The organism is Pseudomonas mercuritolerans, assembly GCF_025706525.1.
GTDB lineage: Bacteria > Pseudomonadota > Gammaproteobacteria > Pseudomonadales > Pseudomonadaceae > Aquipseudomonas > Aquipseudomonas mercuritolerans.
Genome location: NZ_JAMSHA010000007.1, coordinates 299,923 through 313,065 on the forward strand (window position 1 = coordinate 299,923; position 13,143 = coordinate 313,065).

7 protein-coding genes and 1 pseudogene are annotated in these 13,143 nt (G+C 55.4%); 6 read left to right on the forward strand and 2 right to left on the reverse strand.

From position 1 onward, the window contains the following. The first annotated feature begins 169 nt into the window (after positions 1–169). Positions 170–1,246, forward strand: coding sequence for an RES family NAD+ phosphorylase (locus ND528_RS21025; RefSeq protein ID WP_263471152.1), 1,077 nt, complete (start codon positions 170–172; stop codon positions 1,244–1,246). A 178-nt stretch (positions 1,247–1,424) separates the two neighbouring features. Here the strand turns inward: ND528_RS21025 and ND528_RS21030 are convergent, their stop codons facing one another. Further along, positions 1,425–3,374, reverse strand: coding sequence for a UvrD-helicase domain-containing protein (locus ND528_RS21030; protein ID WP_263471153.1), 1,950 nt, complete (start codon positions 3,372–3,374; stop codon positions 1,425–1,427). After that, positions 3,371–5,680, reverse strand: a complete 2,310-nt coding sequence (locus tag ND528_RS21035) for an AAA family ATPase (RefSeq protein ID WP_263471154.1) — start codon at positions 5,678–5,680, stop codon at positions 3,371–3,373. The genes ND528_RS21030 and ND528_RS21035 overlap by 4 nt, the downstream gene beginning before the upstream one ends. A gap of 84 nt (positions 5,681–5,764) precedes the next feature. Here ND528_RS21035 and ND528_RS21040 point away from each other — a divergent pair, with 84 nt between their 5' ends. The 5 genes and pseudogenes from ND528_RS21040 (at position 5,765) to ND528_RS21060 (ending at position 13,021) form a co-directional block, all read left to right on the forward strand. Further along, positions 5,765–7,693, forward strand: coding sequence for a 3'-5' exonuclease (locus ND528_RS21040; protein WP_263471155.1), 1,929 nt, complete (start codon positions 5,765–5,767; stop codon positions 7,691–7,693). A gap of 54 nt (positions 7,694–7,747) precedes the next feature. Next, complete coding sequence (locus tag ND528_RS21045; protein ID WP_263471156.1) at positions 7,748–8,959, forward strand: phospholipase D family protein; 1,212 nt, start codon at positions 7,748–7,750, stop codon at positions 8,957–8,959. A gap of 432 nt (positions 8,960–9,391) precedes the next feature. Next, positions 9,392–10,417, forward strand: coding sequence for a PDDEXK family nuclease (locus ND528_RS21050; RefSeq protein WP_024693476.1), 1,026 nt, complete (start codon positions 9,392–9,394; stop codon positions 10,415–10,417). 602 nt (positions 10,418–11,019) lie between these two features. Next, positions 11,020–11,196 (forward strand): annotated as a pseudogene (locus ND528_RS21055) (transposase); the annotation flags it as partial. A 109-nt stretch (positions 11,197–11,305) separates the two neighbouring features. Beyond that, complete coding sequence (locus ND528_RS21060; RefSeq protein WP_263471157.1) at positions 11,306–13,021, forward strand: DUF6119 family protein; 1,716 nt, start codon at positions 11,306–11,308, stop codon at positions 13,019–13,021. Positions 13,022–13,143: the final 122 nt, after the last annotated feature.

A 13,143-nucleotide genomic window follows, 5' to 3' on the forward strand; every position in this document is an offset into this window, starting at 1 on the left:
CAACCCTTAGCGTCATGGGGCAAGCGCCAGGCTGTGTAAAAACGCATCCGTCACTTTTAAGTCTGCGTTGCTACGGGAAATCTGATTCGGCCAAAAGCCATCATTTGAGCGTTTAGGAAATTCAGTCCTATTCAATTGTTGAACCCGGCAACAAACAAAGGGAGCCCATATGTCCGACCAAACTGAGCCAACCAGTCAAATTCTGCTCTGCTCTAACTGCTTTACAGATGAAGGGCTTCGGATCGATGCTGCAAAGCATGGTCTTGAGCAACAGAGCGATTGTCCGAATTGTCAAAGCCCGGATGGGCAAAAGCTGACCCTAGATCACATTAAAAGTCTAGCGTGGCGCTTCTTCGTGAGTGGAACCACTATCCGGTGCGAGTACGGCGCAGCTCCAGTGATTCAGTTCAACGAGCACCGTTACGGCCAGAGCGACATCGCCCCGTCAGCGTGGCTTGAGAACGACATCAGGCTTATTGAGGAGGCCGCTAAAATTGGATTTTTCCATTATGGTCCACGATTGTGGATGGTCGGCGAAGTAGAACCACTAAAAGCGCTGCAGGATCCAAAGACTCGCCCTCAGATCATTGAACGTATTCTGAGGGAATACCCTGAAGGAACGCTCAGCGAGGGCAGCAAATTCTACCGCCTGCGCGTCAGCCCGGAACGTCCAGCTGAGCCGTCAGAGTACGACAGCCCACCGGTAGCTTTCGCAGGTAGAGGGCGTTTGGATTCTCCAGGTTTATCTGTGATGTACGGATCACAAGATCTTGATGTCTGTATTCATGAATGCAGGGCATCGACGGAGGATGAACTTTATGTGGCAACCTTGAAGGGGCAGCGGGATCTGCGGCTACTGGATCTAACTCACCCCCTGGAGGAAACAGAGACCGAGTTCGAAAGCCTCGATATGGCTATCCACATGTTGTTTCTTGCCCGGTCTCACTCATATGACATTGCCCGCGACATTGCTCTTGCCGCGAAGGAGGCTGGTTTTGACGGAGTTATCTATCCGTCCTTTTTCAGCCTGATTCGCACCGGCGCCCATCCTTTCGAGACGGCCTATGGCCTGTCGCTTCGTCGATTCCATCCAGAGCGGAACCAATATGTGGAAGCAGATACCATTCGAAATCTCGCCCTTTTTGGTAGGCCGATGGAGAGCGGCTTGGTCAGCATCGAGTGCATTAATCGCCTGATCCTCACCCAGGTTGGCTATCGTGGGCATTTCGGGCCGGTTGAGTATTGAAACCGTTGGGGTTGCCGAGAAAAATCCTCATGGCAACTACCGTCCATTTGCAGACGTCTGTAGGGAACACGGATGTTCCGGATTCAGCCCGGTTGCCCACCGATACGGAGGGCGTTCAACCTTTACCGGCTCTCTGGAGCAGCGTTGCCCATCGAACCTTTTTTCACCGTGCGCAAAGCTATGGGATTGCCTGAAACTCACCATTGGCAAACCAGTTGCTGACCTTGATTTTAGCCAATGCCGCTGCAGGGTCGGACGACCAAAGCACAAGGGCCAGCGATTCCTGGGCGCGGCTACAGGTTACGTAAAGCAACCGCAAGGTGCGGTCGATAGTCGTCTCTTTGCCCAGCCCTACGTTCTCTTTGTCCCGCTTGCTAAGCTCCACACCACCAAAAATCTTGTCGTATGAGATAAGAAACCCACCGGCAAGCGCGTCATCCATCACAACCATTACGTGTGCAAACTCGGAACCCTTGACCACCTGATGCGTTGCGAGAACGGTCCCCCCTGCGAGATAAGTTCGGTACAGCCTGAGTTGATTCCAGGGTGCGGCGAACAGCGCACACCACCCGCGACGCATTCTTGCCTGCTTGGATTCCTCCTCTCCTCGACCCGGCGACGGAAGACGTGGCGACTTATCGGCATAAGCTTCCACAAGGCGATGATCGATTTCAAATAATTTTGCGCTCAAGATTGGTGCGAGCACTTCCTCAACAGTTGACTTCGGATCAACACAGGCAGTGGCAAATGCTGTTATAGCCTTCTGCATCTCTTCCACGCGACTCGCTCGCGCGGCACATTCCTCCGGCATGTTGTCGAGGCTTCCATACCGACGAAATACTTCTGTAGCCTTGAACTCGTCCACCGCGCCGTTGATACCTACGCATACCTCTAGTTGAGCAAGCTCGTTGAGGAGAACCTGTACAGCAGAAGGCCCCTTGTTATCACCACTACCAGACGGCGCTGCGGCGTCAGGATCTAGCAGGACCATAGCCTCATATACATGGAGAAACGAACCGCGGGTGGCGACAAGCTTGTGCTCCAGCGCGAGCAATTGGTATTGACTTTGACTCCAGGCGGCTGCCCCGGTAGCTTCGTGCATCCTATCTGCGCACCAACGTTCGCCGAGCACTTTGTCCTCCGGAGAACGTGAGGTGTCACCCACAAATAGCCGGACCACGCCTCCGGCTTTTTCAGTTCTAGGATGCTGCTCCACACCGTTTGCAGGCTGCGTCCGACCTTCAAGCTCAGCTTCCCAGACTTTGTTAATGATCTTGACGATTCGGCGCTGACTGCGATGGTTCATCTGCAGCTCTGGCGTTGCCCAGTTCTTCGGGACAAGACTTGGTAGATCGGCGTGCCCGTGCGCATAAATGCGTTGGCGGTGGTCACCGAGCAGCCCAAGAGTCAAGTAGCTCCCCTCTTGTTCTGCAAGCCCCATCAAGGCATCCAGCATGCCTTTCATTGTGTCCTGCGACTCGTCAATGAGAACTATGGGGTGACGATCTTTGAGAATGGTTTGGAGCGTAGGTTTATTTCGGAGTAGCCATGCTGTCGCGTCGAGGACGTAGTTGTGCGCAAGCGCGCCGGAGCCGTACGTGTTGCGATCGGGATGATAGATGAACACATCGGTCGCTCTGAAAGCCTCGATATCATCGTTGATTTCGTCAAGGTCTCTCTGTTTAGCTGGCGTGATGCCTTTCGGCTTCGCTTGTGCCTCGGCGGTCTCTTTCGCAAGTTGAGCTTCTTTTACGGCAATAAGGGCCTCTCGAATATCATCGTTGAACCCGTTGATGAGTTCCCAGCAAAACGAATGGATCGTCGATACACAAACTAAGTCGTTGTCGCCGAGGCGTCCGCTGATGACCGAGACAGCATTCTTGGTGTATGTAACCACCCTAATCGAACGCCCGTACATTCGCAGACGTCGTGCTAGATGTTCGCCTTTATCGTGTTCGATGACACCGGTAAGCCGCCGGAGAACTTCAACCAGAGTACGCGTTTTACCGGAACCCGCACCCGCAAAAAGGAAATAGCTACGCGGCGGTTCTTCGGTGAGATAGCCGCAGATTTCCTCAACTACGTTGGCATCGCGGTCGTTGTCGCCACCGATCGGCACCGCGGTCATGACATCAATTCCGGGTTAGGATCAAGCTGTGTTTGAAGCCATTCCAAGGCATCCGAAATGTACTTAGGGCAGGCAATCGGTTCGTCCGTCGCGACCATCTCAAAGATGCTTGCAGCGAAGTCTCCTTTATTGAAGGAGCCGTGCATGAGTTTGTGCAGAGCTGCGAGCAAGTCCGAAATATTTTCATGGTCGACAACCCGTCTAGCTACGGAGCCAAGCGCGCCTTTTGGCGGTTTAATTTTGTTGCCATCACCGTCGACCTTCTCATCCAAAAGGCCTTTGAACCAAGGAATGTTCTTGAGAATAAGAGAGTCCTCAAAGGTGCTAGGCCAATGTTCACCCGCTTCAGCCACGGGCAGTTGCCAAGTGAAACGCACTAGGCATTCAGCGACTTCTTTCCAAACAAGTTGTACCTCTGCCGGGCTCTTGAAGTCTTCGAGCTGTTGCAGTTTCGGGTGCCATCCGCGCAGAGTCGGATTCCCGCATTGGAGCCCGGCTTGGCCAGTATTAGCCACTGCAACTAGAGTGGTGGTCGGCTCACCATCCTTAGTTGGCTTGCCAGCTCTCTCTTCAACGGGGTCGATGTCGGTGATGATGACCGTGGGAATACGAAGTTTTTCCACCAGCGGCTTAAGCCGATGGGCGTGACTACCGCCAATATCCAGGAAGGAAAGATAGCGGCTGTTGAGCATTTTGAAATCTCGTTCGATGAAAAGCGGTACCAGCATGCGCTCAGCAACGCCTTCAACGAAAATTGCAGCGTTGGCAAACAAAAGGTCAGTATGCTGAACGCGGAAATACCGTTCTGCGAATTGACGGGTCTTTTTGTCATCACCGAAAACTTGCCCAAGATTGACCACCTCGGTGGTCGGCATGAGATTTTCTGCACTCTTCGCTATACGGCGGACGTACCGTAATCGGTCAAAACTTTCCGCATGCGCGAGATGGCTGGAATGAGTACTGATAATTAACTGGCTTTTAAGCCCCGATGCGTCTTTGTCGTTCGGGCTGATCAGCTTGTGGGCCTTATCAGGGAAGACGCGCTGCACTTGGACATGGAGATGCGCCTCAGGCTCCTCAATTAATACCAGGTGAACGGGTACCGGGGAGCCCTTTTCAGGCTTGAGTCGGGCGGCTTTAAAAGAAACCAATTGATAGCTGAGCGATTGGAGATTTTGGTATCCGAGCCCAATGGAGTATTCGGGAAGAAGCTCGTCCAGTGAGTCCTTCTGCATGCTGTATTGAACAGCGGTCCCATGGTCGAGCAAATCAGCTGTCTGTATGCGCGTGCGGAAGCGAATCTCTTGGGGATCGTGCAACCCTGGATACCCGAGCTCTTTAACCTCTTCCACCGACGGAGCGATCGCCTCGTGAATTTTCTTGTCCAGCTCCTGCTGCGCCTCAGCGACCGCTTTAATAAGATCCGCGCGATGTCCATGACCTGTTGTAGCAACATTTAGGTGCTGTCGAGCAAACTTGAGAAGTTGATTGGAGAACATGCCGACACGGTGGGGACCAGAAGCAGACCGTGAATCAGCTTCCTCACTGCCAAGCCCCCGCTGCGCTGCAACGAAATCAACGCATATCAGCTTCTGTAGATGTTTGCGCTCAATTGGACTGGAGTCTGCTGTGAGAGTCTGAGTCGCATAGGTCTGTAGCCCTTCCAGAGGGTTGTTATCGGCGTCCAGTTTGTATGCACGGACTTGACCCAACTTGTGCGGCTCGCGCAACCAAAAGTCGAGCAGGTCAATGGGCCAGGCAAGCGAATCCGCCCCCATATCCTTCACCGGCAGTCGCGCCGTGTGATATGCCCAAGCCAACTGCTTCAACTCGTCAACGCTTGCAGCGGGCTCGAGACGCAACCGTACCCCAACGGCTCCGCCTTTCCAGCTGAATTTGGAGAGAAACGGGGCGACATAGTGGAACATGCCAGCCTCCGCATCGAACCAGAGGTCCATCGTCGGCATAGCCGAGTGGATGATTCCGAGCTGCTCCATCCATTGTTTTTCGGACCCGGTCACTGTCGACGGGTCTTCCTTTAGCACCTCCCAAGCTTTGCCCAGCGCACGTAACGTTGGCCACTGCGAAAGACTTATATCGAAAGCGCCAAAGGGAGAGCCATCCGAAAGGAAGTGACGTAGCGCTGCAAGAACCGATGTTTTGCCGCTGTTGTTGGCTCCGACAAGGATAGTAGTCTTCTTGTCGACATCGAGTTGGACCTTAGCAAGTCGACGGAACTGACAAAGCTCTAGGAATCGAAGTGCGATATTTCCGGCTACCGGCGTGCTGACGATCGCTTCTGACATTGTGATTCCTCTCCAGTCCATGGGTGGTGCGCCAATTCAAAACAATATATCTAATCGTCCACTTTTGGCTGAAAGCCGCCGCTCGTGAACGGCAGTAATCGGTCAGAAGAAGGCATTATCTTAAAACGTTACCCTCACCGCGTCATAAATAGGGCGATGCCCCTCTCAATTCGCGTTCTTCGCATCCCATGTTGCAAGCAGAAAAAGCGAAACGACTCGGACTACGTAGGCCTTGGCCAGGCCATCCGCGAACTGCTCGAGTCCGGGTTTAAGGTCGAAGGTAAGGACACCAAGGAGCTCCGTCCGATTCAGGCCGGCGATGTCGGAGTGCTGTGTCGCTACAACGACCAGGTCGAATTTGCCGTCACGTCGCTCACGCGCTGGGGCATCCCGTCAGCCAGCCCACGTTCCGGCTTGTTGGGGACTGCCAAAGCCATCTATGTCATGGCCTGTCTGAGGCGCATGAACGACCCGACCGACACCGTCGCCACTGCGCTGGTTCTAACCCTGGCCGATGGCACTCCGATCGAGACCTGGCTTGCAGACAGGCTGCAATACCTAGCCACCGATGGGGTGAGGTCACACGAGTGGCTGACGAAGGGTGACAACGCCCATCCGCTACTGGCCCGATTGGAAGAGCTGCGTCCAACGCTAATGGCTTTGACGCCACAGGAAGTACTGCGACTTGCTGCTGCCGAGTCCCAAGTAGTGCGGCTGGTCGGCCAATGGTCCACCTCCCCTCACGAGAGCCGCAATAGGCTGTCCAATGTCGAGGCACTGGCCGAGCTCGGAAAGACTTTCGAGGACGAGTGTGTCGCCGCGAAGCGACCGGCGACCGTCAGCAGCATGCTTCGTTGGCTGGACGAACTCGCCAGCGCAGAGGACGATAACCGGGCCATTTCAGCAGACAACTCGGTCTCGGTCCTCACCTATCACGGGGCCAAGGGGCTGGAGTGGCCAATCGTCGTGCTGACAAGCCTCGATGCGGCAGCACGCAGTTCACTTTGGGGCGTGCGCGCGAGAACAGTTGGGGGCTTCGATCCGCAGCAGCCGCTCGCCAACCGCTTCGTACACTGCTGGCTGAAGACCTGGGGCAAGCGGTCCCAGCCCCAAGCCGCCCTCAATGCCGAAGCCAGTGCCACTGGTCAAGCCATGCAGGCAGAAGCCATGGCGGAGAACAAGCGCCTTCTCTATGTGGGCCTGACCCGCGCGCGTGATATGAACGTCGCAGTGTCGTTCGTTCGCAAGTCAGGGGCGGGGCGCGCCTGGGTCGGCGAAATTCAAGGCGCAGCCGAACTGTTGTTCGGCGACTCAGGAACCATAGCGCTACCTGACGGCCAGCAGCTCTCCAGATTATCGAGGTCGTGGAACAAGGATGACTGCTCAACCGAGCCACCTGCCAAAGCCTCCGAGGCCTGCTGTTGGTTCACAGCTCGTCCGCGCGTGCAGGCCGAGCCGTTGTGGCATCGACCGAGTTCTGCCTCGGGCGGCACGTTCAAGGTAGTCGAGACTGACGCAGTAGGAGTCCGGCTAAGCTTGGCGGGCAAGCCCGACATGGCAGCGCTGGGCACGGCGCTCCACCTGTGCATCGCTCGCGCCGGCGCGCTTGGCGGGATTTCAGCCCCTGACGTCGAACGAATCCTGATGACCTGGGCCGTGGCTCATTCTGTGGATAAGGAAGCCGTTTGCGCCCAGGCCAAAGCGTTCCAAGCTTGGGTAGCCAAGCGCTGGCCTGACTGTCCCGTTTACGTCGAAGTGCCCATCGAAGCCAATGGCCCTAACGGCACTCGTATCCGGGGCCGCATCGACTTTCTGGTTGAACTGCCAGATAGTTGGATTCTCATGGACCACAAGTCGAACCCCGGCGGCTCAGCCAGAGACGAGGATCTGGTGGCTGAGCACGGCCCACAGCTCGAGTCCTATGGTCAAGCCCTTCTCAACGCGACCGGCAAGCCCGTGAGCGAGCGATGGCTCTACATGCCGGTCGCTGCACGAGCAGTCCGCCTCTCCTGACGCTCCCAGAAGCGTACCGGACTTAGTTAAATAGAAACACGAGGAAAAGCAGAGATGGATGTGAAGTTCCTGTCGGCTTCGCAGACGCAGTCGACACTCATAGCACTGGTTGAGAACTGCGAGTCGATGCAATGGGCAGTAGCCTGGGCGACCGAGAACGCGGTCTTAGAGGCAGCGATGAAAGACAGCTCGAAGTTCGAGCACTTCGTTGTCGGCACTCATATGTTCCAGACGCAGCCCGAGGTGCTTGAGCGGGCGGCAGCGCTAGCAGCCGCAGCCGTCGTTCCTCCTACGGGCGACCTGTTCCACCCGAAGGTCTACCTGTTTCGTAACGGGCAACGCATACGCTGCGTGGTCGGGAGCCCAAATCTCACGAAGGCGGCGATGAGCCGAAACGTCGAGGCAAGCGTGCTGCTTGATGGCTCGCTCGACGATGCAGCGCTGGTAGAGCTTAGTCGCTTCGTCGCAGAAGCGTGGAAGGGGGCGGAGGACATCTCTCACGAGTTCCTCTTTCGGTACCGTCACCAGTACGCAGCTAAGACGGCTGCGCGAAAGGAACTGATCAAGTTCGCTGACGTTCGGCCACCTTCTAAGCCGAATACCAAGCGCGCGCCACATGACATGAGCTGGGCGGACTACCTCGTGCAGGTCCGAAGCTCATCACACCCGTCTGCGCACCTGTTTAAGGAGCGCTTGGGCGTTCTGACAAAGGCTCGCGCCCTTTTCGCGACTGGCATACCCTACGCGAAGTGGAACAAGGACGACCGCAAGCTGGTCGCCGGCACTCTCGGGCGCAAGAAGTCTCAGCAGCCAGGCGTGGACTACGGGCTTTTCGGGAGCATGGGCGCAAGTGGGACGTTCGCGAACCTGGTCATCGAAGCGCCCACAGGTCTCTCCCACGCCCTCGATTTCATCCCGTTGATGGGCGCGGTCACGCAGGACGACTACGACCGCTACTGCAAAGCGTTCAGAGCAGCCTTCGATCAGGACGGGCGAGTCGGCGGACTACCGACCGCGACTAGGCTCTTGGCGATGAAGCGGCCTGACGCATTCGTGTGCATCGATTCGGCCAACCGAAAGGACTTGTGCGAAAACTTCGGTGTCAGCCCGAGCACAACGAACCTGGAGAACTACTGGCAGCGCATCATTGAGCCGATGCACGGTGATCCGTGGTGGAGACAACCGCAGCCGAGCAATGCGGCTGACGCCGAAATCTGGTTGGGACGCGCAGCGCTTCTGGACGCCATCTACTACACGCCCCGTTGAGCCTGCAGCTCTTCGGCTTCCTGCGGACGCAGGACACGTCCATCCCCTCTTGAAACCGCCGAGGTTCACCGATGGTGAAGAAGTCGCTGACTTGGTCATCGTAAAAAAAATCTACATCCTGGCAGTGCAGGCCAAGAACTGATTGCTGGCAAATTTTTTGCCCCGCTAAAAGGTGGCAGTGAATCGGTGCGCTATGTTGGGCATCACGTCGTTCTTCCGCGGAGACAACGACGGCAGGCCGCAGTGGAGCAGTTCAGGCCTGGTTATTCAAAGACCTGCAATCGTGAGCTAAGCAGGCTTGAGGCGGACATTACCCTAGCGCCATAGATGGTACAGCCGGCTTTCCACTCTTCGTAACAGAAGGCAAACTGCAAACTAATTCTGAATCGCCATCATTGCGCCCGCTGATCGCGGAGCTAAGGAAGAGCACAAATGCTTTACGAGTTGACCATACCGGCTCTCGCTAGCAGTCGTCGCGTACCGATAGAACGCCCCGATGCATTAGGCATCAGCGAGAAGTACATCGAGGAGTTTCTGGCGTCACACCTCGTGGAGTTGATCCCAGAAGAGCAGCTTATGCTGCTAGCCCAGGAACGACAGTTCCAAGAAGAGGCTGATATTCTGGCCCTCGACCGCAAGGGCACCCTTTTTATATTCGAGCTGAAGCGGTGGCAATCCAGTGCCGAGAACTTGCTTCAAGTCATGCGCTACGGGCAAAAATTCGGTCGCTATACCTATGTACAACTGGAAGCGATGGTCCAGAGCCAACAGCGCCTAGAGGGTGCCCTGAGTACGCGTCATCAAGAGTATTTTGGGCTTGAGGCTCCTCTCAAGGAGCAAGAGTTCAATCAAGACCAGCGATTCGTCGTCGTCACGAATGGTGTCGACCGTGACACTCTGGAGGCGATTCAGTATTGGTCGAGAAAGGGTGTCCACATCGACAGCCTGACGTACAAGCTGTATCAGGTGGCGGGCAACCCATTCATCCAGTTCGACACCTACAACCCCGAGCTAGACCTGTTAATGGAGGTCAACCCGGGCATCTTCATCGTCAACACCAACCGCACCTACATGGACGACGCCTGGCGCGACATGCTTGGCGATGGAAAGAAAGGTAAGGCGGCTGCCTACTACGACCGCAAAAATGCGGTTCGACGCATTAGCAAAGGGTCCACTGTATTCCTTTACCACACCGGCGTTGGGGTGATCGCCAAAGGTAAGGCAACCGGGGGGGTGCAGATCACCGATTACAGCGGGGATGCGGACGAGGAATTCTTCGTCCCACTTCAATTTGAGTGGGCTCTACCTTCTCCCGATACCTGGTCCTCCCGAGCGCCCAAAGCATATGAGATCAATGCCTCAACCGGAGCCAGCAATCGCTTCCGTCAAACGGTTTTCAACGCATCAGAAGAGATGCGAGATGCGATTCAAACGGTGTGGGTGGCGCGCAAAGGTTGAACCAAGGCTCGACAGATCGTTCCCGTATGGACGAAACATCTTGGGAAGCACTGGCCCAGACAATGTCGTCGAGTAGTACGCCCCCAGTAGAAAGTGGCCTGCTACAGGTCTTTGATTATTCAACGTGAGGAAAAAGCGACACATGGACGTCACCATGATTCAGCACCCCGTCGGAAAAGACGGGATGTTCAGCGGCGGCCCTGAGAGTCTTTAGGTATCGTTGGGTCTGAGGGCATGCTTTGGATGGTTTGAAAAGGATGCCCCCAGTCTAAGGTCAACTGTAAGGGGCCGGCGATCACACCTTCCCGACTCCACCGCCGAAGGCCATGGTGTTCACTGAATACGCGGGCACCATCGCCCTTAATGCTGGAGTTCGGATGGTGACTTTGCCGAACGCTTACAAACAGAAATCGAATGCGCCACATCCTCCACCAGCGCCTTCGCAATCCCGCTCAGGTAATAGCTGCCCACACCAGGTCACCTTCCTGCCCGTTACCTGTCTACTGTATCCAGGTCCTAGACTAAGTGCCTAGGGACAGCTTGCTGTGACACGGTGTCATCACCACCAGTAGATGCATAACACTTTAGCCTTATCCCACGCCCTCTTCGACAAGCCCAAGTACCGAGAGCGGAATGTCATCGAGCGCCTGTTTGGCTGGCTGAAGGAGCACCGCCGCCTGGCGACTCGCTACTGCAAGCTCGCAACAAGTTATGCAGGAATGCTCACATTGGCCTGCTGCCGGCGGTGTTTACGACATCTCTTTTCGGACAGTTCCTAGTCACTGCGGTCTAGCCACCAGAACATCGGCACTCATTGCAATTTGACATCACTATAAGCCAGAATCGGATCCAAATATGTCTGAATTGGTCATTTGCTAAGGAGTGGTAATGAGCAGGATTGGCGTCAACTCAATCACGGTGCGGCTACTGAAGCCGAACCTAGATCCAGAGGATGGCCTCAGCCCGAAATATGGGCCAAGCGGCGCTAAGGAGTTGAAGGGGCAAGACTGGGAGGGTGGCGGAGAAGGCATCCTCTACTACGGCCAGGTGTATGACCGAACTCCTGAATGGCTGGCCCTGCTCGAGCCCCACATATCAGATCCTCTCGGAAGCCTGCACTCCAGCGGTTCTGCAGCCATCCTCTTTTTGTACGTACAAAACCGCTGGATGGCCTTTTGTTTTGGCTATGCCCACCTCGCGCTCGAGGAAGATGCCTTCGTTCACCAATTTGGACTGAAGGTGGCACTCAACACTGTGCCGCGAGGTAGCTTGCTTAGCCTCGATCTCGCAACTCCAGACGCGGTGACATTTCAGAAGCGGATACAAGCCAGCAAACTCTCGGATTTCAGCCAGTTTGGTATGGACACACTACGAGACCTGGCCAGGGTGGCGGGCGGTCAGCCCAGTGACGATGGATTTGCCAAGTTTGTTGCCGGCAAAGACGCGCTAAGCCTAGACGCCCCGCTGGCTCCGTCCGAGTTTCACGACAAGTGCGCGGAAATTCTGAAGGCTTATAAGTCAATCGCCTACAAACGCGATTACGCCTGGTTTGACAACGTCAGGGAGGAGACCAGTTCTGAGCGGTTGAAGATCTTGGATCGGCAGCTCTATAGCGAGATTCGTGCGATCCGCGGAGGCGCCAACAGCCTATTGCACATGTCCCCTCCAGAGATCCTTGATTACCAAGAGGGCGCAGAACTGGGGTACACCGGTTTTGGTAGCCGCAAGTGCGAGTTCACCAAGCTATCCATCACCGATTACGTGGACGAGCTAAATCGGCTGACCTGCACTCAAACGATGGAGGTCATGAAGTCCTCGCACCGGGTTCGTTCCGTGAGCCAAAAGTCTGGCGAACCGATTGGCTGGAAGGTTTATGACTGCCTGAACTGGGAGTGCACGCTAACCAAGCCGACGCGGACGCACTACGTGCTATTTGCAGGAAAATGGTACGAAATTTCCGCAACCTTCAAAGATCTGGTCGAAAAACATTTCGATAGCATTCCGGATTTCAGCATCATCGGTCGAACCTCATGTCTGAACGAAGAAGAGCTAATTGCGGACATCACTGCTAAGCGCACCGACTTGATCAAGCTAGACCGTACCAAAATCAATCCCGAGGGCGTCACTGCAGGCAACCTTGAGCCTTGTGACTTCTACTCAAACGACAAGATTTTCATCCATTTGAAGGATGGCGGTTCATCAGGGCCCATCAGCCACCTGTGGATGCAAGGTGTGGTCAGTGCTGAGGCCTTCGTGGCAGATAGCAAATTCCGCACGAAGCTGAAGGACACCGTCTCGAAGACCAAGGGTGGAAGCGCATTTTTGAAGTCACTCCCGGACGGGCGAAAATCTGACTTCAATCGTAGTGACTACACCGTAGTGTACGGGATCATGCGGCCACCCTATAAAGGCGGCTCTTTGGGAATCCCGTTCTTCAGCAAAGTTAGCTTCATGGCAGCCTGTGATCGACTGCGACGCACGGGTATGAAGATCGGCAAAGAGCTGATCGAGAAAATTTCACCTACGTCAGGTGCGTCAACCAAGACGAAAAAAGCAAAGGCCGCTACTAAGGCAGGCGCCGCGAAGCCCTCCAAAGCGCCTTGAAACCCTCAATGAGCTCGCCAGTGGGCACCGCTTCCCTTCAGATAGAGCGATCCACTCACTGCTCGTTCACGTTTATACATTCCCTAACCTGGTCGCCATCCAAACGACCATCCACTCGTGTG